This window comes from Acidimicrobiales bacterium (genome assembly GCA_036270875.1).
Classification (GTDB): domain Bacteria; phylum Actinomycetota; class Acidimicrobiia; order Acidimicrobiales; family AC-9; genus AC-9.
In genome coordinates this window covers 1-21,473 of the sequence record DATBBR010000046.1, presented here as the reverse complement: position 1 = coordinate 21,473, position 21,473 = coordinate 1, and the positions used below count along the sequence as shown (strand labels likewise).

The window sequence follows — 21,473 nt, the reverse complement described above, 5'->3', positions numbered from 1 at the left end:
ACTTGGGGCCCTCCCTGGAAACTAGCCCCCGGATCGGAGCCCGAGGAGATCATGCGAAGTGGTCGGGCAGGTCGTTCTCGTAGAGCACGACGTCGCCCTCGCCCAGGTGGGCCTTCACCCAGCTCACTGCCTCGTCGCGGCTTCCTACCAGGACCTCCTGGGCGGGGTGCTCGGCGGGGACCCCGTCGCCGTCCGTCTTGGCGCCGGAAGCCTTGGCGCCTTCGGTCTCGGCGCCTTCGGTCTCGGCGCCGCGAGGGTCTGTCGCGCCGGGCCGGCTCTCCCCGTCCGCTTCGTCCTCGTCTTCCTCGTCGTCGTCGGGCGCGATGGTGTACCCACCCGCTCCGGCCCGCCACCCGCTGATCCTGACGTTGTCTTCGCCGGCCCCCTCGAGCAGCGCCTTGCGGTTGGTGAAGCCGACGATGACCAGGTCGGTGGCGACTGCTCTCGCCGCAGCGGCGAAGGCGCTGTTCTCGGGGTGCTGGCGGTCTCCCAGCTCGACCATCCCGGGGGTGACGACCACTCGCCGGTGGCCGTCGCGCCCGTGGCGGCCCATGACGTCCAGGGCCACGCGACAGCCCGCCGGGTTGGAGTTGTAGGTGTCGTCGACGACGGTGACGCCCGTGGAGCCGACCGCCACGTTCAGGCGGTTGGGCGTTACGGGCAGCCCGGGCAGCAGCCGCGCCACCTCCGCCTCCGCCACGCCCAGCTCGAGCGCCACGGCCACGGCGCACGCCACGTTGGTCGGGCGGGCGTCGGCGACGTCCACCCGGGCCATCAGGGTGCCCTTGCGATGAACCTCCAGCGCGGCGCCGTCGACGAGCGCGCACACGTCGGCGTCGCGGTCTGTCCCCGAGCACCGCCACACCCGTCTGCCCGCGGCCGCAGCCTGGTCGGCGAGGGCCCGCAGACGAGCGTCGTCGACGTTGAGCACCGCTGTCTCCGCTCGATCGAGGATCTCCGCCTTGGCCTCGACGATGCGGTTCTCGGACCCGAAGCGCTCCAGGTGCACGGGTCCGATGGCCGTGATCACCCCGACGCGAGGGCTCAACCACGAGGTGAGCTCGGCGATCTCTCCGGGGCCGTAGGTGCCCATCTCGGCGACCAGGACCTCCGTTCCCGGAGCCAGATGCTCGTTGACCGTGCGGGCCAGCCCGGCCCGGTTGTTGTAGCTCGCGGGGCTGACGACGACAGCTCGGGTCGAGGCGAGAAGGTAGCCCACGTACCCCTTGGTCGAGGTCTTGCCGTAGGAGCCGGTGATCCCGACGACGATCGGTGCCAGCCGGCGCAGCTTGGTGGTCGCCTCGCCGACGAAGCGATCGGCCAAGCGGCGCTCGAACGGGGCGGTCAGGGCACAGGCGGCGTCGACCAGCGGCGGCACGAGCAGGGCGCCGGCGACCGCCACCACGGGGCCGACTCCTCCCGCCAGTCCGGCCACCACCACGACAGCCTGGAGCGCGGCCCACACCACGGCGAGTGTCCGGAGGCGCCTGGTCCACACCAGCTTGGCGGTGCGCCCACGCAGCGAGAGGCCCACCGGCCCAAGGGCCACGACGGCCGCGGGGGCGAACCCGGCCGGAGCGAACGAGAGGGTGACGAGGAAGCCCAGGACCGCCACCATCGCGAGCAATCGGTTGAAGCTGACCGCCCCCCACCACCAGCGGAGGGCGAACCGGGTGACCGAACCGGCCAGGTAGTGCTCCCGCTGCGCGACCCGGAGCCAACGGAGACCAGCCAGTGCCGAGCCGGCCACCGCGCTGGCGACGACGGCGATGTCGAGGGCACTCATGGCCGGTGGCGCTCGATGACCTGACGGAGCGCGTCGGGGGCGGTGAGCGGGACGAGATGGCCTGCGCCGCGACACACGGTCAGGTTTGGGCGGGCCAGTAGCCTCGCCGCCGTCTCGGCGACCGAGACGGGAACCTCGGTGTCGTCGTCGCCCCACACGAGCTCGACCGGGCAGCGCAAGGCGCGCAGCTGGTCGTCGTAGGTCTCGTTCACCGTCCGGACGAGGACCTGGCGCATGACGCCGGTGGCGGCCCGGTAGTCGGGCGAGCCGTAGCGCTGGCGCAGCGTCTCCATCCGGTCCTCGCCGACGAGCCCCCGCCCGTACAGCGCTCGACCGACCCGGTACCGCAGAGGTGGGCGACGGCTTCCTGCAGCCTGGCGCACGAGCGGCACACCGGTCAGCACCAGCGCCTTCACGAGGCCCGGCTGGGCGGCGGCCAGGTGGACCGCGACCCGGCCACCGAACGAGTGGCCCACGACCACCGTGGGCACCTCCAGCTCCGCGAGAACGGGCGCGACGGCGGCCGCGTACTCGGCCGATCCCCAGGCCTCGGGCGGCGGTGGCGTCGCCCCGAACCCCGGAAGGTCCAGGGCCACCGAGGCCATCGCGTCCAGTCCTCCCGACTCGTCGACCGACGGGTCACCGATCCGCGAGGGTCGGGTCGCCGGAGAGCTCCCCTGCGGCACCGTTCCCGCGTCTCGCGCCCCGAGCACGGCGCGCCAGTCCTGGTGCGTGCGCGCCCACCCGTGCAGGGCAAGCAGCCACGGCGTCCCGTCGCCACCATAGGACGCGCCGAAGAGCCGGCCGCCGTCGAAGGACTTCAGCATGGCCAGGCGGGGACGAGCGAGTGGGCGGGTTGCGCAACAGACATCGACGTGAGCGGGCGGTCGGCGGGCGGTCGGCTTGCGCCCGCGGCCAACCTGCACCACGACGATATCCGCTCTCGCCCGACCGGCCCTTCCATACCGTCGGGCCCTTGACGCGCCCGGCACGCGGGTGCAGAATGCGGCCAGCGCAACCGGAGCAGGTGGAGCCGGCCGCCGGGGTCAGGATGGGCCACAGGTCCCCGCCCGATGTGGTTGGTGAGCCGACGAAGGTTGCGTCAGGGTTGTCGCTTGGTCCGAGCACCGACAGGTGCTCGGCCGGGGCCGGACAGTCGCTGGCAGGCGACCGACGGTTCAGGGGCGTGGCCTGAGGATCGGCCCCGAGGAGTCCGGGGGGCGAAGGCCCCACGGCTACTTGGGGCCGATCTCGTTCCGGGCTCCGTCCGTCGGCGAGCATCCACCGCGTTGTCACACCCCGTCGATACGGTCGGGAGGCATGGGTGACACCGCGCTGTTGCAAGACCTCAACGACGGGCAGCGCCGCGCGGTGACGTCCGATGCTGCCCCCCTCTGCGTGCTGGCCGGAGCGGGGTCGGGAAAGACTCGCGTCCTCACCCGGCGCGTCGCCTGGCGGATCGAGCAGGACACCGCCGATGCCCGCCACGTCCTCGCCTTGACCTTCACCCGCAAAGCGGCCGGCGAGCTGCGGTCCCGCCTCCGGGCCCTCGGGGTACGCCAGCAGGTGACGGCCGGGACCTTCCACGGCATCGCCTACGGCCAGCTGCGCCAACGGTGGGCCGACCTGGGCACGCGCCCGCCGGCCCTGCTCGATCGCAAGGTGCGGTTGCTCGCCCGCCTGGCGGCGCGCCGCGACGGTGGGCGGAGCGCCGCCGGCCCGGCCAAGGCTGGCTCGTCCCTGGCCGACCTGGCCGCGGAGATCGAGTGGGCCAAGGCCAGGATGGTCCCCCCCGACGGCTACCCGGAGGCACTCGTGGCCGCGGGCCGGCGGCCACCGGTGCCAGCGCACGAGATGGCCGCCATCTACAGCAGCTACGAGCAGGAGAAGGTCCGCCAGGGGCTGGTCGACTTCGATGACCTGCTGGTGGCGTGCATCAACGACCTCGAGCAGGACCCGGGCTTCGCCGCCGCCCAGCGGTGGCGCTTCCGCCATCTGTTCGTCGATGAGTTCCAGGACGTCAACCCGGCCCAGTTCCGGCTTCTACAGGGCTGGATGGGCGACCGTCTCGACCTGTGCGTGGTCGGCGACCCCAACCAGGCCATCTATTCGTGGAACGGGGCCGACCCGTCGCTGCTGGGCCGCTTCTCCCACCGCTACCCGACCGCCGGTGTCGTGCGCCTCGACCACAACTACCGATCGTCCCCCCAGGTCCTGACGGTGGCGGCGGCGGTGCTGGCCCAGGGCCGGACCGCACCCACGGACATGCTCCGGGCGACCCAGGCCGACGGGCCGGTGCCGACGGTCACGGCCTCCGACACCGATGTGTCCGAGGCCCGCATGATCGCCAGCAGGCTGCGCAAGGCCCGCCGACCGGGCATGCCCTGGGCCCACCTGGCCGTCCTGACCCGGACCAATGCCCAGCTGGTGCTGCTCGAAGAGGCCCTCCGCTCGGCCCGCGTCCCCTACCGGGTGTCCGGCGGCGAAGCGTTCCTGGATCGGTCCGAGGTCAAAGACGCCCTGGGCGAGCTGCGAAGGGCGCCGGCCGGGATGCCGTTCGCCGCCCGCCTGGCTGACCTCGAGGGTCGGGTCGCCGACCTCGACCGTGCCGTGGGCGAAGAGGCGGCAGCCGGCCCCGGAGGCGGCCACGAGGTCGCGGATCGTCGGTCGCACCTGGAGGGCCTGGTCCGACTGGGCCACGAGTATGAGGCGGTGGACCAGGCGGCATCGGCCGAGGGGTTCTCGGCCTGGTTGGCAGCGACCGTGCGCAGCGAAGGAGCCGACGCCGGGGCCGACGCCGTCGAGCTGACCACGTTCCATCGGGCCAAGGGACTGGAGTGGCCCGTGGTGTTCCTCGCCGGGCTGGAGCGCGGCCTGGTGCCCATCGGGCACGCCGCCACACCGGCGGCCGAGGCGGAGGAACGCCGCCTCCTGTACGTGGCCCTGACCCGGGCCGAGCGGGAGCTGCACTGCTCGTGGGCCGAGCGGCGAACGTTCGGGACACGCACCGCGGCGAGGACCCGCTCCCCGTACCTCGAGGCGGTCGACCTGGCCCGCCGGGCGCTCGCCCAGGCCCCGGAGGGGATGGATCCGCTCCGGCTCATCCAGGCCGAGCGCTCCCGGCTCAGCCGCCAGCAGGCGGCCGGCGGACGACGCACCCGACCTCGAACCCCGGGCGCCGCCATGGTGGAGGCCGCCGATCCCGCCATGATCGCCGCTCTCCGTGCCTGGCGGTCTTCCGCCGCCCGGCTCTCGGGAGTACCCGCCTACGTGATCTGCCATGACACGACGCTGGCCGCCGTCGCCAGCGCCCTACCGGCGTCGCACAACGAGCTCCTCGCCCTGCCCGGCTTGGGACCCGTGAAGGCGGCCCGGTACGGCGAGGCACTGCTCGACCTGGTGTCCCAACATCGGCGGTCGGCGTAAGGCCGTGCCCCGCGCCCGCAGGGTTGACGGCAGGTGCCAACGGCGCGAGAAAGGGGCATGGGTTCGTTCATGTGGCCGAGCGAGGACGGATGGCCCTACCCGGACGACGACGGCGGGCTCGTGGATCCCACCGCCGTCATCGATGAGGACCTCGTCTCCGTGCGTTCTCTCCCTGACCGGGTCCTCGACGAGCTCGAACCACTCGAGCGGCTCCTGATCGGTGCCCGCTTCGGGGTCGGCGGTGACGAGATCAGGTCAATGAAGCAGCTTCACGCTGACACTGGGTTGTCCCGCGCCGATCTGCGGGCCAGCCTCGGATCGGGACTGACGAAGCTCCGCACCCAGCTGATCTGACGTCGGGCTGGTCGGAGGCGGTGCCGACTCGATCTCCGTCGCGTTCGAAGCTCAGGGAGTGAGCGCTGCTCCCTCGAGGTCGAAGTCGACGAGGACGGGCGCGTGGTCGGACGGCAGCTTGCCCTTGCGGGCGAAGCGGTCGATCAGGGCGAATCCGACCCGCCCGACCAGCGGTCTGGTGACAAGGATCAGGTCGATGCGCATCCCACGATGCTGATGGAAGTCACCCGCCCGGTAGTCCCACCACGAGAACAGGCCAGGTTCGTCATATCGCTGACGAAAGGCGTCAACCAGGCCCCATTCCTCCAGCTGAGCGAGCGCCGTTCGTTCGGGCGCGCTGACGTGGGTGGCGCCTTCGAAGCGCGACGGGTCCCAGACATCGCGGTCCTCGGGAGCGACGTTGAAGTCGCCGCAGACGGCCATCGGTGCCATCGGATCGCAGGTCCGCATCAGATAGGCACGCAGCTCGGCCAGCCAGTCCAGCTTGGCCTGGTAGTGCTCACTCCCGACGCTCCGCCCGTTCGGGACATAGACGCTCGACACCCTCACGTCGCCGCAGATGGCGCTGACGAAGCGCCCCTCGGCAGCCTTGCTCCCGCCCTCGTCGGAGAAGCCGGCCGACACATCTTTGATGCCGACCCGGCTGGCGATGGCCACCCCGTTCCATCGGCCGGTGCCGTTGTGGACCGCCTCGTACCCGAGGGTGGCGAATGCCATCGCCGGGAAGGTGGCGTCCGCCACCTTGGTCTCCTGCATGCACAGCACGTCCGGCTGGGCGTACGCGATCCACTCCTCGACCCTGGGCAGCCGGGCATTCAGCGAGTTGACGTTCCAGGTGGCTATCCGCATCGGTGCCATCTTGTCGCATCGGCACGGCGTGTTGAGCCGAAGATCTCCGGCCTCCGCTACTTCTTGGCCCGGCCCTCGGACGCCCTGGCCGTCGCGGTCCTGACCGGGGCCTTGGCCTCGGCTCCGGCCGTCGCTCCCGCCGACGCGTCCTTCGTCGCCTTCTTCGTCGCCTTCTCCGCCGTCTTCTTGGTCGCCTTGGCCTTGGTCGCGGGGGCCTTGCTCACACGGGTCTTGGTCACCTGTGTCTTGGCGACCGGGGACTTGGAGGCCGGGGACTTGGTGACCGGGGACTTGGTCACCGGGGCTTTGGTCGCCTTGGATGGCTTCGTGGTCTTCCCGGCCTTGGCCGCCGTCTTGGCCGCCGCCTTCGCCGGTGCGGCCTTGGCCTTCTTGGCCGCACCAGCCTTCGCCTTCTTGGCCGCACCAGCCTTGGCCTTCTTGGTCGTCGCCGCCTTGGCCTGTTGGGCCGGGCCATCGCCCTTCCCGGCTCGCCGCCTGCCCTTCCCGTCCTTCGCCTTCTCGGACGCCTTCTCTGGGGCCGTCGCCTTCTGGACCCGTTTGCGCGCTGCGCCCCGCTCGGCGTCGGGGACCACCTCGTCGGTGCCCGTCGCCTCCGAGATCTCGGCCTCGACCGTCTCCTCGCTGGGCGACCCGGCCACGTGGGCGAACTCCGGCAGCGCCAGCTCCACCCCCCGCCGCTGCGGGTCCAGGGCCTGGAGCACGAAGGGACGGCGCTCCCCCCGCCGCAGGGCCCGCCGGGCGCTGCGGGGAGGCGGGTCGCCGAGACCGGAGACCGGCACGTAGGCCTGCGCATTCTGGACCCGCACGAAGGCGCCGTGCGACGTGAAGCTCTCCACCTCGCCCTCGACCAGCTGGCCCAGGGGGTGCTCGGCGATGAACCTGATGAACGTCAGAGGATCGTTGACCGCCTGGGGTGGGGGCCCGGATCCTCGCCGGCGACGACGACCGCCCGAGGATGTCTGGGGCGACACGACCTCCTCGGTGGCGGCGGCGATGGCCTGGCGAACCTTTGGGTCGGCGGGAGGCGTGGCGTCCCTGACCGCCCCGGCGCCGTCCTCGGGCTCCTTCGGCCCTCCGTCCCGCCGGCCTCTGCCGGGCGGCGGCACTGCGGGCACCGGCATCGGCTTCGACGCCTCCTTGGAGCCGACCCGCACCCGGGTGCGCTTGGCGTCCTGTGTCGCCACTCGACTGCGCGGACCCCTGACCGGTGTGCGAGCGGTGAAGATCCAGCCCACGCTGGGCACCGGCTTGCCTCCGACCAGGCGCGACTGGGAGAACAGCCAGTCGTGCTCGCCGTGGAACTCCTGGAACGAGTCATTGGACAGCACGGTCGCGCCGGTCTTCTCGGCGATGCGGAGGAGGAATGCGTCGCCCCTGCCGATGGCGCCAGCGGGAGGAGACACGATCTCGCCGTGCGCCTCGGCCTCGTCGAACGCCGGGCGCTCCGACTCGTCGATCCGGTGCCCGAACGAGGCGTCGACCACCACGGTCACCTCGGCGTCCGGGAACTCGCGCTGAAACTCCCGGACCGCCTCGTCAAGCTGGGCCAGGCTCGGAACGGAGCGACCCTCGGTGGCGATGTTGGACCCGTCCACAACGACGCGCCGATATGCCATTTCCTGTAGTCAACCATCCGGCGGCGACCCTGTGGGCGATCGGGCTGGGAGCGAGCGGGGCCAGGGGCCCTTCCGGGCCTGGCCGCCTCCCTACGATTGGGCGAATGACCGAGCTGAAGGCCGTCCTGTTCGACCTCGGCGGGGTGATCCTGACCAGCCCGTTCGAGGCCTTCACCGACTACGAGCGGGCCCACGGGCTGCCGGACGGCTTCATCCGCTCGCTGAACGCGACCAACTCCGACGACAACGCCTGGGCCCGCCTCGAGCGCAACGCCGTGAGCTTCGAGGAGTTCTGCCGGCTCTTCGAGGCCGAGGCCCGCAGCGCTGGTCACCAGCTCGACGCCGCCGCCGTGATGCGACTCCTGGCCGGTGAGATCCGCCCGGCGATGGTGACCGCCGTGCGCCGCTGCCAGGAACGGCTGCGGACCGCGGCGCTCACGAACAACTTCACCCTTCCGGACGGCGATCCGGCGATGACCGAGATCCGCGAGCTGTTCGACGTGATCGTCGAGTCGAGTCGGATCGGTGTTCGCAAGCCCGACCCTCGCTTCTACGAGCTGGCCTGCGCCGAGCTCGGCGTGGCGCCCAGTGAGTCCGTGTTCCTCGATGATCTCGGTGTCAACCTGAAGTCGGCCCGGGCCCTCGGCATGACGACGATCAAGGTGGACGACCCCGCTCGCGCCATCGCCGAGCTCGAAACGGTCGTGGGGTTCGCGCTCGGGTAACCGCTCAGTCGAACGGCTGCAGGGCGCGGGCCAGCAGGTCCTTCGCCTCCAGCTGGTGCATGGCCGTGCTGCCGGTGGCCGGGCTCCCCGCCTCGATCCGGCTCACGTGGCGGAGCGTGAAGTCGTTGCGAAGCAGGCGGTGGAGCCGTCCGTGCACGAAGGCCCAGGCGCCCATGTTCTCCGGCTCCTCCTGGAGCCACACCACCTCGCTGGCTTTCTCGTAGCGGGCCAGCAACGTGGCGATACCGTCCTCGGGCCACGGGTACAGCTGCTCCACCCGGACCACCGCGCTGACCGGCGCCTCGCCCTGCTCGAGCCGGGCGTCTCGGGCGGCCATGGCGTCGTAGGCGACCTTGCCGGTGCAGAGCACGACCCGCTCGACCGTGCCGGGATCCACGCGGGCGCCGGCCTCTCCGGTCGCGGGGTCGTCGAGCACGGCCCGGAAGTGTCCGTCGGTCAGGTCCTCGATCGCCGTGCGGGCCGCCTTCGACCGCAGCAACGACTTGGGCGTGAAGATCACCAGCGGCCGGCGCATCTCGCGGTGCACCTGGGACCGCAGCAGGTGGAAGTACTGGCCTGCGGTCGTGAGGTTCACGAGACAGGAGTTGTCCTCGGCCGCCAAAGTCAGGAAGCGCTCCATCCGCGCCGAGGAGTGATCGGGACCCTGTCCCTCGTAGCCGTGTGGAAGCAGCAGCACCAGCGACGAGCTCTGGCCCCACTTGTCCTGGGCCGCCATGATGAACTCGTCCACCACGACCTGGGCTTCGTTGATGAAGTCGCCGAACTGTGCTTCCCAGGCGACCAGGGCGTCGCCGTGGACCACCGAGTAGCCGTACTCGAAGCCGAGGGCGGCGTACTCCGACAGCGATGAGTCGTAGACGAAGAAGCGGCCCCGGCTACCGTTTCCACCCTCGGCGGCCAGGGCGACGAGCGGCAGGTACTCGGTGCCGCTGTGGTAATCGACGAGCACGGCGTGGCGCTGGCTGAAGGTCCCCCGCCGGGTGTCCTGACCGGTGAGGCGGACGTCGGTGCCCTCCAACAGCATCGACCCGAAGGCCAGGGCCTCGGCCAGCGACCAGTCCACCTCTCCCCCGGCGTAGACGCTCGCCCTGGACTCCAACTGGCGGGCGAGCTTGGGATGGACGCTGAGGCCCTCGGGCGGGTGGTGCAACCGGTCGGCGATGCGATCGAGCACGGCCCGCTCCACGGCCGTACCGATCGGCGCCACCGGGGCCGGGGGCGCCTTCACCTCGGGCAGCGTGGTGGGCCGCGGTGGGGCTGACGAGCGCGTCTGGTCGAGAGCGGCCTCGAGGCGGGCCGAGAAGTCGTCCAGGGCGCGCTCGGCGTCCTCCAGGGTGATGTCTCCCCGCTTCACCAGGGCCTCGGTGTAGAGCTTGCGCACGGACCGCTTGCTCTCGATCCGCTCGTACATCTGGGGCTGGGTGTAGCTCGGCTCGTCTCCTTCGTTGTGGCCGAACCGCCGGTAGCAAACCATGTCGATGACGACGTCCTTGCGGAACTCCTGGCGGAACGCGAAGGCCAGCCTCCCCACCCGCACGCAGGCCTCGGGGTCGTCGCCGTTCACGTGGAAGATCGGCGCCTGGACCATCTTGGCCACGTCGGTGGCGTAGAGGCTCGAGCGCCCGGCCTCGGGTGCGGTCGTGAAGCCCAGCTGGTTGTTGATCACCAGGTGGACGGTCCCGCCGGTCCGGTAGCCGCGCAGATTGGACAGGTTGAGGGTCTCGGCCACCACGCCCTGTCCGGCGAAGGCGGCGTCCCCGTGGACCAGGAGCGACAGCACGGGAAACGTGGCCGGCTCGTCCGACAGGTCCTGGCGGGCCCGCGCCATCCCTTCGACGACCGGGTCCACGGCCTCGAGGTGGGAGGGATTCGACGCCAGGGTGACGGGCAGCTCGGCGCCCGAGAGACCGACGAACTTTCCGGAGGCGCCCCTGTGGTACTTGACGTCGCCGGATCCCTGCACCGACTCCGGGTCGATGTCGCCTTCGAACTCGCGGAAGATCTCTCCGTAGGACTTGCCCACGATGTTGGCCAGCACGTTGAGACGGCCCCGGTGGGCCATGCCCATGAAGGCCTCGGTCACCCCCGCCTTGGCCGCCTCGTCGAGTACCGCGTCCAACAGCGGTATGGCCGACTCGGCTCCTTCGAGACCGAACCGCTTCTGGCCGATGTACTTGCTGTGCAGGAAGCGCTCGAACGCCTCGGCGGCGTTCAGCCGGCCGAGGAGGTGACGCTGCTCGTCCTGGCTGAGCCTGGTCGGGACGCCCTCGACGTGGTCCTGGATCCAACGCTTCTGGTCGGGCTCCTGGATGTGCATGTACTCGACGCCGGCGGTCCGGCAGTAGGCGTCGCGCAGAATGCCGAGGGTCTCGCCCAGCGTGAGCATGTCCCGCCCGGCCAGACCGTCGGTGAGGAACTCGCGGTCGAGGTCCCACAGGGTCAGGCCGTAGGTCGCGGGATCGAGCTCCGCGTGCATCCTCGGCGGACGGGCCTCCAGCGGATCGAGGTCGGCGATCAAGTGGCCCCTGACCCGGTACATGTTGATAAGGGTCTGCACGTGCATCTGCTTGACGAGATGGCCGCGCTCCTGATCGACAGGGTTGACGTCGGGCCGCCACTCGACGGGCTCGTAGGGCACGCCCATCGACCGGAACACGTCATGGTAGAAGCCGTCCTCGCCGAGGAGCAGCTGGTGGATCCTCGACAGGTACGTCCCCGACTCGGCCCCCTGGATGATGCGGTGGTCGTAGGTCGAGGTCAGGGTGATGACCTTGCTCACACCCAGCTGGGCCAGCATGCGAGGATCGGCGGCCTCGTACTCGACGGGGTAGTTGAGAGAGCCGACGCCCACGATCAGCCCCTGGCCGGCCATCAGTCTCGGCACCGACATCGCCGTGCCGACCGTCCCCGGGTTGGTCAGGCTGACCGTCGTGCCTGCGAAGTCGTCGACGCTGATCTTGTTCGTCCGCACCTTGCGGATCAGATCCTCGTACGCGACCAGAAAGCTGCGAAAGTCCAACGTGTCGGCGGCCTTGATGCAGGGCACGAGGAGAGTCCGCGACCCGTCCGACCGCGCCACGTCCACGGCCAACCCGAGGCCGACGTGGGGGTGACGCACGACACCGGGCGTACCTTTGCCGTCGACGTCAGCCACGAAGCTGGCGTTCATGGCCGGGACCGACTCCAGGGCCCGGACCACGGCGAAGCCGATCAGGTGGGTGAAGCTCACCTTGCCGCCGCTGGTGCGCAACAGGTGGTTGTTCAGGATGGTGCGGTTGACCTCGAGCAACTTGGCCGGCACCTGGCGCACGCTGGTGGCCGTCGGCACGCCGAGGCTGGCCTCCATGTTGGAGACGATGCGAGCCGCGGCACCGCGGATGGGCATGGGCGGCGCTTCCTCACCGTCCGCCTCGGGCGAGGTCGGCGGTCGCGGCGGGGCCTGGGGCTGGGGCTGGGGCGGAGCGGGCCGCGCCGCGCCGCCCGAGGGACCTTCGGCCGGCGCCGCGGCAGCCTCACCTGGCGCCGAAGGCCGGGCGGGAGCCGCCACGGCCGCAGGCGCAGCCGGGGCCGTCGGAGCGCTCGGGGAACTCGGGGCTCCATCGGTCGCGGGTGCAGCGGGCCCGGCGTCGGCGACCGACGCAGCTCCGTCGTCTCGCCGGTAGTCGGCGAAGAACTCCTGCCAGCTCTCGCTCACCGATGACGGGTCCCGCCGGTACTGCTCGTACATGTCCTCGACGAGCCAGGCGTTGGGGCCAAAGCTCCCGAACGACTCGTCGGTGCGCTGCTCCGGCATCACCCTCGATCCTACCGGCGACCGACCCGCTACCGTCGGAGACCGTGCCGGCCCAGTTCATCTATGTGATGCGGGACCTCCGCCGTTTCTACCCTCCCGACCGGGAGGTGCTGAAGGGGATCAACCTGTCCTTCTACCCGGGCGCCAAGATCGGCGTCATCGGCGCCAACGGGTCGGGCAAGTCCTCCCTGCTTCGCATCATGGCCGGCGAGGACGACGGGTACACCGGACAGGCCCGGCTATCGCCCGGCTTCACGGTCGGTCATCTCCCTCAGGAGCCCACGCTCGATTCGACCCAAGACGTCCTTGGAAACGTGGCCGCGGGAATGGGCGAGGCCACCGCGCTGCTCCGGCGCTTCGAGGAGATCAGCGAGCAGCTGGGATCGGCCGGCCCCGAGGAGATGGATCGGCTGCTCACAGAGCAGGGCGAGTGTCAGGACCGCATCGAGGCCATTGGAGCCTGGGAGCTCGACCGCACACTCGAGGTCGCCATGGACGCCCTCCGGCTCCCGCCCGGCGATGCCAGCGTGGACATGCTCTCGGGCGGCGAGCGTCGCCGGGTCGCCCTGTGCCGCCTGTTGCTCAGCCGGCCCGACCTCCTCCTGCTCGACGAGCCCACCAACCACCTCGACGCCGAGTCGGTGGCCTGGCTCGAGCGCTTCCTGCACGAGTACGAGGGAACGGTCGTGGCCGTCACCCACGACCGGTACTTCCTGGACAACGTGGCGGGGTGGATCCTCGAGCTCGACCGGGGGGCGGGGCTGCCCTGGGAGGGCAACTACTCCTCGTGGCTGGAGCAGAAGCAGGCACGGCTGGCGAACGAGGAGAAGGCCGACTCGGCGCGCCGTCGCACCCTCGAACGGGAGCTCGAGTGGGTCCGTCTCTCCCCCCGGGCTCGCCAGGCCAAGGGCAAAGCCCGCCTGTCGGCCTACGAGGCGCTGCTGGCGGAGGCGGCCTCGGCTCCCGTCCGGGAGGATCGGCTGGAGCTGGCCATACCGCCGGGGCCCCGCCTGGGCGACCTCGTGGTCGAGGCGAGCGCGCTGCGCAAGGGCTACGGCGACCGCCTGCTCATCGACACCCTCGACTTCTCGCTGCCGCGTGGGGGGATCGTCGGCGTGATCGGCGCCAACGGCGCGGGCAAGACCACGCTCCTGCGCATGATCACCGACCAGGAGAAGCCCGACGAGGGCAGCCTGGTCGTGGGACCGACGGTGAGCCTGGCCTACGTGGACCAGTCTCGCCAGGCCCTCGATCCGTCCCGAACGGTCTACGAGGAGATCACTGACGGACAAGACCGCCTGGTGGTGGGCGGTCGCGAGATCCACGGACGGGCATATGTCGCCGGGTTCAACTTCACCGGATCCGACCAGCAGAAGAGGGTCGGCGACTGCTCTGGCGGTGAGCGCAACCGCATCCACCTGGCCAAGGTCCTGCGCTCGGGAGGCAACGTGCTCCTGCTCGACGAGCCGACCAACGACCTCGACGTCGACACGCTCCGGGCCCTCGAAGACGCGCTCGTGGCCTTCGCCGGGTGTGCGGTGGTGATCACCCACGACCGGTGGTTCCTGGACCGGATCGCGACACACGTGCTCGCCTTCGAGGGCGAGTCGGTGGTGCACTGGTTCGAGGGGAACTTCAGCGATTACGAGGCCGAGCGCCGACGCCGGCTCGGAGCGGCCGCCGATCAGCCCCACCGCATCCGCTACAAGCCCCTGGTCAGGGGCGGGTGACCGAAGGCGAGATGATGGCCTTACGCCAGACCAGTTGACTAGTCTGGGGTCCTGAGCCGCGGGCGATCCCTAGCGCGGTTGGGGGGACGACGTGAGCAGTGAGGCGGGCAGGGCAAGAGGTATCACCGAGAGTCGAGCTGTCATCCGGACCGTCGAGCCCGGCAGCTCGGCCATCTGCGCCCACTGCGGGGCCCCGGTGAAGTTCGTCGCCCGCGCCCAGCTCCGCCAGGTCATCGCCAACGTCTACGTCAATGGCACGTGGGACCGGGTGGAGCACTACCACGCCGACTGCTATCAGGAAGCCAGCGAACCCTACGGGCCGCCCGACTCCGATCACGGCCGCGCCGACCACCGGTAGCTGGGGATAGCCTGGGTGTGGATGCGCACCCGGGTCTGCCGCTCGTTCGCCTTCGAGGCGGCCCACCATCTCCCGTGGCACGCCGGTAAGTGCCAGCGGTTGCACGGCCACCACTACCGCCTCGAGGTCACCGTGGAGGGGCCCGTCAACGAGCACGGCGTCGTGATGGACTTCGACGACTTGGCGGCTGTCGTCGAGCGCGAGGTCGTGAGCCGCTACGACCACCGCCTACTGAACGACGTCCTCGACAACCCCACCGCCGAGCGGGTCGCCCAGCAGGCGTGGAAGGAGCTCGAAGCGGCGGGCCTGGACCTCGTCGCCGTACGCCTTTGGGAGACCCCACAGTCCATGGTCGAGCTGTTGGCCGAATGAGCGCGGGCCGGCAGGTGATCATCCTCTCGGGCGGGCTCGATTCCACCACGTGCATGGCCTTGGCGGCGAAGGACGCCGAACGTCCGCCGCTGGCCCTCAGCTTCGACTATGGCCAGTCGCACGGAATCGAGCTCGAGCGCGCCGCCAAGGTGGCCGCCCACTACGGCGCCGAGCGCCTCCTGGTCGCTATCGACACGCGCGCCTGGGGTGGGTCGGCGCTCACCGACCCGTCGGTCGAGATACCGCGACCGTCGCCTTCGGCGCGCACCAGCGAGCCAGATGCAGTCGACATACCGGTGACCTACGTACCCGCGCGCAACAGCATCTTCCTCGCTGTCGCCCTCGGAGTGGCCGAGGCCCGTGACGCCGATGCCGTGTATCTCGGCGTCAACGCCCTGGACTACAGCGGCTACCCCGACTGCCGGCCTGCGTTCGTCGATGCCTTCCGCGCTGTGGCGGCGGTGGGCCAGAAGCGCGGGCTCGAGGGCCGACCGGTCGACATCCGGACACCGCTGGTCGACCTCACCAAGGCCCAGATCATCCGCCTCGCCCTTGACCTCGAGGCTCCCGTCGAGCTGACCTGGTCGTGCTACCGCGCCGGCCCGGATCCGTGCAGGGCCTGCGACGCGTGTGAGCTACGGGCGCGCGGCTTCGCCGAAGCCGGCGTGCCCGATCCGGCCCTGCCGTCGCCGTGACAGATGCCACGACCCTGCTGGTGACCGAGGTCTTCTCGGCGATTCAGGGCGAGGGGGCGCTGGTAGGTGAGCGCCAGGTCTTTCTCCGCCTCACCGGTTGCAACATCCGCTGCGCCTACTGCGATCAACCGGAGGCCCTCGAGAAGCGTGCGGGGCCGTGCCGCCTCGAGCAGACGCCGGGGCGTCGGGACTGGTGCCGGCGGGAGAGCCCACTTCCGGTCACCGAGGTGGCCGACGCCGTCGGTCAGCTGTGGCGCGCCGTTCCGCACCACTCGGTCAGCGTGACCGGAGGCGAGCCGCTGCTCCAGGCCCGGCGTCTCACCGCCCTCTTCCCGCTGCTGACCCAGCAGGACCAATCGATCTACCTGGAGACGAACGGCACTCTCCCGAGCGGTCTGGCGTCGGTGCTGGAGTGGGTCGACCACATCGGCATGGACATCAAGCTCGACAGCGTCGACCACGAGGCCGTCGACCTGGAGACGCATCGCCGGTTCCTGCGTGCCGGCACCGCCCGGCACCTCTTCGTCAAGATCGTCCTCGGGCCGGCCACGGTGCCCGACGAGCTGGACCGCGCCGTGGCCATGGTTCACGGGGTGGCTCCGGAGACCGAGATCTTCCTGCAGCCCGTCACGCCCTTCGCCGACGTCGCCGCCGCGCCCAGCCCCGGCCAGGTCCTCGAGCTGCAGGAACGGGCGCTGCGACTCCACCCGCGAGTCCGGGTCGTTCCCCAGACACACAAGCTCATCGGTCAGCTCTGACACCCCCAGCGCGCGCCCGCACCGGGGGAGGTCCTGGGAAACCCTGGTACCGTGACGCCGACGTCAGCTTTGGGACACCCGCCATGGACCTCGAGTTCACAGCCGACCAGGAGGAGCTGCGCACGTCGGTGCGGGCCGTGCTCGCACGCGAGTGCCCGCCCAGCTTCGTGCGCGAGATCGTCGAGAAGGGCGCTTCAGCCGACGACCTGTGGGCCGCGATGGTCGACCTCGACTGGCCCGCCCTGACGATCGATCCCGAGTACGGAGGTCTGGGGCTGGGCTTCGTCGAGCTGGCCGTCGTCGTCGAGGAGCTGGGACGGGCGATCGCGCCGGGGCCGTTCCTGCCGACGCTGTCGCAGTTCGTGCCGGCGATCCGCGAGGCGGGCTCGGCAGAGCAGCAGCGACGGTTCCTCGCTGACGTGGTGGCCGGTCGCATCACCGGGACCCTGGCGGTGGCCGAGGAGTCGGGGAGCTGGGCCGGCGAGGACGTCACGCTGGTGGCCCGCAGCCAGGGGGACGGCTGGATCCTCCATGGGTCCAAGCACTACGTCGCCGACGGCGCCACCGCCAACGAGCTGGTGGTCGCGGCCCGACTCGATGGCACCGATGGGCCCGATGGTCTGGCCCTGTTCATCGTCCCGCGGGAGGCGGTCGCCGCGAGCTCCCTCCAGACGCTCGACGCCAGCCGCCAGTACGCGTCGGTGCACCTCGACGGCGTGACCGTCGGCCCTGACCGCACGCTGGGCGAGCCGGGTCGCTGCGCGCCGGTGCTGGCCCGCGTCGTCGAGGAGGCCTCGACGGCGCTGGCGCTGGAGATGGTGGGGACCTGCCAGTCGATCTTCGATATCGCCCTCGAGCACGCCAAGACCCGCGAGCAGTTCGGCTCGCCCATCGGGTCCTTTCAAGCCATGAAGCACAAGTTCGCCGACATGTTCGTCGCCCTCGAGTCAGCCCGGGCGGTGTGCTACTTCGCGTCGGCGACGCTCGCCGAGGACGACGAGCGCCGGTCTCTGGCCGTCTCCATGGCCAAGGCGGCGGCCGGCGACTGCCAGCGGCTCCTTACCCAGGAGGGCATCCAGACCCTCGGCGGGATCGGCTACACGTGGGAGCACGACATGCACCTGTACGTGAAGCGGGCCAAGTCCGGCGACGCCGTCTTCGGTACGGCCCGCCAACACCGCGCCCGCGTGGCCACCCTCGCCGGACTCTGACGGAGCCGCGGCACGCCGCGTCCCGTCAGTCGAAGACGACCCTCAGCTCCTTTGGTGCCCGGAAGGCGAGCCCTCGGATCTCGGGCGGAGGCGCGTCAGGGTCGAGGCGCAGTCCCGGCAGCCGGTCGAGCAGGGAGCCGATGGCCACGGTCGTCTCCATCCGGGCCAGGTGCATGCCCAGGCACATGTGGGGCCCGTAGGCGAAGGACATGTGCTGCTGGGGATCGCGGAAGATGTCGAACCGCTCCGGGTCCGGGTACCGCGCAGGGTCGTGGTTGGCCGCGCCCATGTTCACGTTGATGATCACTCCTGCGGGCACGGTGACACCGGAGATGTCGACCTCCCGGGTCGTCGTCCTGGCGATGGCCGTGAGCGGCGGCTCCCACCGCAGCGCCTCCTCGATCGCCTGGGGCATGAGCGACCGGTCGGCCCGCAACGCCTCGAGCTGGTCGGGGTTGGCCAGCAGCCCCGTCAACAGGTTGCTGGAGGACCGGTAGGTCGTCTCCGCGCCAGCGGGCAGCAGCAGCCGGAGGAAGGCGAAGATGTCCTCGTCGGTGAGCTTCTTCCCCTCCAGCTCGGCCTGCGCCAGCGCCGTGATCACGTCCTCGGAGGGCTGCCGGCGACGCTCGGCGAGGATCCCGGCGAAATAGTCCCTCAGCTTGCCGGACGCCTCCATCCCGTGCTCGAAGTCAGCGCCGACGTTGGTGAGCCCGACGGCCCAGGCGTGGAAGGTATCGAGATCCTCCTCGGGAAGACCGAGCATCCCCGCGATCACCCGAACGGGAAACGGGAAGGTGAGGTCAGCGACCAGGTCGGCCCGACCGCGACCGGCGAAGGAATCGATGAAGCCGTTGACGATGGGCCGCACCAGGTCGGACTCCCACCGGACCATGGCCTTCCGGGTGAAGGCCTGCTGGACGAGCCCGCGGTAGGCGCGGTGCTCGGGCTCGTCCATCTCCAGGATGCTGTGGCCCATGACCATGCCCATGCTCTCGGCGTAACCGGAGGACGAGAACGTCTGTCCGTCGCGGAGGACCTTCTCCACCGCCTCGTGGGTGACGACGGTGTACGCGTCCGGCAGGTCTCCCAGCCCGTCCATGCCTTCGAGGTCGTAGAGCTCCCGCAGATCCCGCTTGTGCACCGGGCCCCCGCGGCGGAGCTCGGCGAAGTCGGGATAGGGGTTGCCGACCTTCGCCGCCCCCGCCGTCCTGTCGAATTCTTTGAACGGGTCGTAGGTCGCGTCGTCGTACGGTGCGATCCGGCCTTGCGTCGTCATCGCTCCCCTCTCCGACCAGGCGTCAGTTCCCTAACACCGATGTCATGTTTTAGCATACCGGCCGTGGAGACCGCCGACCCGGAGCCGAGACGGCGCGACCCTCAGCAGCCCTGGTGGGACCCCGGCATCCAGACGATGCCGCACGATCAGCTCCACGAGCTGCGCGAGGAGCGCCTGCGGGACATGGTCCGGCGGGTGTTCGAGCGACCCGTCCCCCTGTTCGTCGACAAGCTGGCCGAGGCCGGTGTCTCGGGTCCCGAGGACATCAAGGGACTGGCCGATCTGGAGCGCCTCCCGATCACGGTGAAGCAGGACCTGCGCCAGTCCGAGGCCGAGCACCCACCAGTGGGCGACTACCGCTTCACCGACCTTCGCGACAACGCCCGCCTGGGCACGTCCACGGGGACCACGGGCACTCCCACGATCATGCTGTGGACCACCCGGGACCTCAGGGTCGAGTACGAGTGCGGCGCACGCAACTGGTGGCGTCAGGGCATTCGCCCCGGGATGATCGTCACCCACGCCCACCCCGCCTACCTGTACGGCGGCGGGCCGCTGTTGTCCGGCGCCTACGAGTACTTCGGATGCCTCAACATCTGGGTTCCCCCGCCGGACACCGACGAGCTGGCCGAGCAGGGCATGCGCATGTGGATGCAGGTCAAGCCGGACGTGCCGTTCGTCGGGTTCGCCCTGGGCCGCTACTTCGAGGTCGCGGCCAAGCTGGGCCTCGACCCCATGAAGGACGTCGGGTTCCGCATCCCGTCGATGCCCGGCGCCGGATCAGGATCGCCGCTGGCCACTGCCGGCGCCGAGTGCTTCGCCTTCCTGGGCGCCCCCTGCGGCGAGAACAACGGTGGTCACCTCGCCGACGATCACACCTACGTGCAGGCCATCGACCCGGAGACCGGGCGCGAGGTCCCCGACGGCGAGTGGGGCAACCTGGTCGTCACCACCTTCGGGCGCGACAACTGCATGATCCGTTACGACCTGGAGGAGGCGTGCAGGGTCGAGCGCACACCGTGCCCCTGCGGGGAGACGAGCTCGCGGGGCTGGTGGGGCGGGCGCTTCAAGGACCTGCTCTCCAGCCAGGGACGAAAGTTCCAGGTGGCCGAGGTGCAGGCGGCGCTGGCCGCCGTGCCCGAGGTCGCCAAGCCCAGCCTGGAGTTCGTGGTCGTCCGCCCCCGGGAGCAGCAGGCTCCCCTCGGCGTGCGGGTCGAGGCTGGCGAGGGCCAGGGCGACGACCCGACGGTCGGACGACGGCTCGGCGCGGCGGTGAAGGAGCGGCTGGGCCTGGAAGCCACGATCGAGGTGGTGGAGCGGGGCAGCCTTCCCCGCTCCGGCTTCAAGGCGACCCGGGTCGTCGACAGCTAACCCGCCCCCCCGCTGATCGCCGCGGCGTCGTCGGCTAGAGCCCGTAGAGGGCGACGGCGTTCTCGCCGGCGATCAGCGCCTGCTGCTCCTTGGTGAGGCCTTCGATGGCCTCGGCCAGCTCGGCCGTCACGCCCGGGTACTTGGCATCGGGATGCGGATAGTCCGAGGCCCAGATGATGCGGTCGGCGCCACACAGCGGCGAGTTGGCGGTGAAGGCGAGGGTCGACTCGTCGGCGTCGAAGCTGATCCAGCACTGTCGCCGGAAGTAGTCCGAAGGCCTTTCCTTCAGCCACGGGACGTCCCACGAGAAGATCTCGGCGTGGTGGTCGAGCCGCTCCAGCCAGGGCACCAACCAGCCCCCGTTGGCCTCGAGGAAGATGAGCTTGAGGCCCGGGAAGCGCTCGCACACCCCGCCGGCGAGCAGGAACGCCATCGAGCTCATCATGTCGAAGGGGTTGGACAGGGCCTGGGTGAAGTAGATGTTGTCGATGTTGACGTCGGCCCCGCCCTCCTCCGGCAGCGGCGCCGCCGAGGTGCCGAGGCGGTTGAAATGCATCCCGATACAGGCGCCCGGGAGGTCCGCGGCGAGGAACGGATGCAGCCCGACGGGCAGTCCGGTGTCGGACGCGGCGCGCCAGATCGGGTCGTAGACCGGGTCGTTGAACTGCTTCCAGTCGGCGGTCGGGTTGGGGCGGATGAACACAGCCACCACCCCCGGAAGCTCGGCCGCTCGGCGGATCTCGGCCGCCGCCCGGTCCAGGTCCTGCTGGGGCAGCACGGCGGCGGCGAACAGCCGGCCCTCTCCGTCACCCACATGGTCCGACACCCAGTCGTTGTAGGACCGGCACTGGGCCGTGGCGAAGTCGACGTCGCGGTGGCTCTGGATGCCGAGAAGAAAGGTCGGGTACACCACGGACTGGTCGATGCCGTCAGTCGACATGTCGTCCAGGCGGGCCTTTGCGTCGTAGGCCGCCGGCCTCACCTCGGTGTAGCGGAGCTCCCCCCGCTGGGCCCTGCCCCGCTCCTCGTCCGACATCCCCGCGGTGCCGGCCAGGGCGAGGCCGTTGGCAGGCATGCGCACGTCGTCCATGATCATCCACTCGCGGCCCTT

The 21,473-nt window shown here is 70.6% G+C and carries 17 protein-coding genes; 10 read left to right on the top strand and 7 right to left on the bottom strand.

Annotated elements, in window-relative coordinates; translation table 11 throughout:
- Positions 1–49: 49 nt before the first annotated feature.
- Together VH112_05030 and VH112_05025 are read right to left on the bottom strand one after the other, a co-directional pair.
- Complete coding sequence (locus VH112_05030; GenBank protein ID HEX4539589.1) at positions 50–1,786, bottom strand: Mur ligase family protein; 1,737 nt, start codon at positions 1,784–1,786, stop codon at positions 50–52.
- Positions 1,783–2,715, bottom strand: coding sequence for an alpha/beta hydrolase (locus VH112_05025; protein HEX4539588.1), 933 nt, complete (start codon positions 2,713–2,715; stop codon positions 1,783–1,785). Before VH112_05025 ends, VH112_05030 begins: the two co-directional genes overlap by 4 nt.
- 391 nt (positions 2,716–3,106) lie before the next feature.
- Here VH112_05025 and VH112_05020 point away from each other — a divergent pair, with 391 nt between their 5' ends.
- Both VH112_05020 and VH112_05015 read left to right on the top strand, forming a co-directional pair.
- Entirely contained in the window at positions 3,107–5,212 is a 2,106-nt protein-coding gene (locus VH112_05020) for a UvrD-helicase domain-containing protein (GenBank protein HEX4539587.1), read from the top strand.
- A 57-nt stretch (positions 5,213–5,269) separates the two neighbouring features.
- Positions 5,270–5,566: a hypothetical protein gene (locus VH112_05015; GenBank protein ID HEX4539586.1), complete on the top strand. Its 297-nt coding sequence runs from the start codon at positions 5,270–5,272 to the stop codon at positions 5,564–5,566.
- Positions 5,567–5,617: 51 nt separating this feature from the next.
- Here VH112_05015 and VH112_05010 read toward each other — a convergent pair whose 3' ends face one another.
- Positions 5,618–6,415 carry an exodeoxyribonuclease III gene (locus tag VH112_05010; GenBank protein HEX4539585.1) on the bottom strand — a complete coding sequence of 266 codons (798 nt, stop codon included), beginning with the start codon at positions 6,413–6,415 and terminating at the stop codon, positions 5,618–5,620.
- Positions 6,416–6,471: 56 nt separating this feature from the next.
- Complete coding sequence (locus VH112_05005) at positions 6,472–8,052, bottom strand: S1 RNA-binding domain-containing protein (GenBank protein ID HEX4539584.1); 1,581 nt, start codon at positions 8,050–8,052, stop codon at positions 6,472–6,474.
- Between the two features lie 104 nt (positions 8,053–8,156).
- Between VH112_05005 and VH112_05000 the strand changes: the two genes are divergently transcribed.
- Positions 8,157–8,777 (top strand): HAD-IA family hydrolase, encoded by a 621-nt coding sequence (locus VH112_05000; GenBank protein HEX4539583.1) that lies wholly within the window; start codon positions 8,157–8,159, stop codon positions 8,775–8,777.
- Positions 8,778–8,781: 4 nt separating this feature from the next.
- Here VH112_05000 and VH112_04995 read toward each other — a convergent pair whose 3' ends face one another.
- Positions 8,782–12,591, bottom strand: coding sequence for a multifunctional oxoglutarate decarboxylase/oxoglutarate dehydrogenase thiamine pyrophosphate-binding subunit/dihydrolipoyllysine-residue succinyltransferase subunit (locus tag VH112_04995; protein ID HEX4539582.1), 3,810 nt, complete (start codon positions 12,589–12,591; stop codon positions 8,782–8,784).
- Between the two features lie 44 nt (positions 12,592–12,635).
- On the opposite strand from VH112_04995, the gene ettA reads away from it, so the two are divergent.
- The 6 genes from ettA (at position 12,636) to VH112_04965 (ending at position 17,715) form a co-directional block, all read left to right on the top strand.
- Positions 12,636–14,321 (top strand): energy-dependent translational throttle protein EttA, encoded by a 1,686-nt coding sequence (ettA, locus tag VH112_04990; protein ID HEX4539581.1) that lies wholly within the window; start codon positions 12,636–12,638, stop codon positions 14,319–14,321.
- A 91-nt stretch (positions 14,322–14,412) separates the two neighbouring features.
- The gene (locus VH112_04985; protein ID HEX4539580.1) at positions 14,413–14,679 is read left to right on the top strand and encodes a hypothetical protein; all 267 of its coding nucleotides are present in this window, start codon (positions 14,413–14,415) and stop codon (positions 14,677–14,679) included.
- Positions 14,680–14,700: 21 nt separating this feature from the next.
- On the top strand, positions 14,701–15,051 hold the full coding sequence (queD, locus tag VH112_04980; protein ID HEX4539579.1) for a 6-carboxytetrahydropterin synthase QueD: 351 nt from the start codon (positions 14,701–14,703) through the stop codon (positions 15,049–15,051).
- Positions 15,048–15,746, top strand: coding sequence for a 7-cyano-7-deazaguanine synthase QueC (gene queC, locus VH112_04975; GenBank protein HEX4539578.1), 699 nt, complete (start codon positions 15,048–15,050; stop codon positions 15,744–15,746). The genes queD and queC overlap by 4 nt, the downstream gene beginning before the upstream one ends.
- The gene (locus VH112_04970) at positions 15,743–16,504 is read left to right on the top strand and encodes a 7-carboxy-7-deazaguanine synthase QueE (protein ID HEX4539577.1); all 762 of its coding nucleotides are present in this window, start codon (positions 15,743–15,745) and stop codon (positions 16,502–16,504) included. Before queC ends, VH112_04970 begins: the two co-directional genes overlap by 4 nt.
- 83 nt (positions 16,505–16,587) lie before the next feature.
- Positions 16,588–17,715 (top strand): acyl-CoA dehydrogenase family protein, encoded by a 1,128-nt coding sequence (locus VH112_04965; GenBank protein HEX4539576.1) that lies wholly within the window; start codon positions 16,588–16,590, stop codon positions 17,713–17,715.
- Positions 17,716–17,740: 25 nt separating this feature from the next.
- On the opposite strand, the gene VH112_04960 is transcribed toward VH112_04965, so the two are convergent.
- Positions 17,741–18,991, bottom strand: a complete 1,251-nt coding sequence (locus VH112_04960; protein HEX4539575.1) for a cytochrome P450 — start codon at positions 18,989–18,991, stop codon at positions 17,741–17,743.
- Between the two features lie 63 nt (positions 18,992–19,054).
- On the opposite strand from VH112_04960, the gene VH112_04955 reads away from it, so the two are divergent.
- Positions 19,055–20,362 (top strand): hypothetical protein, encoded by a 1,308-nt coding sequence (locus tag VH112_04955; protein ID HEX4539574.1) that lies wholly within the window; start codon positions 19,055–19,057, stop codon positions 20,360–20,362.
- Positions 20,363–20,396: 34 nt separating this feature from the next.
- On the opposite strand, the gene VH112_04950 is transcribed toward VH112_04955, so the two are convergent.
- The coding region (locus VH112_04950) for an amidohydrolase family protein (GenBank protein ID HEX4539573.1) at positions 20,397–21,473 on the bottom strand (1,077 nt) is incomplete at its 5' end.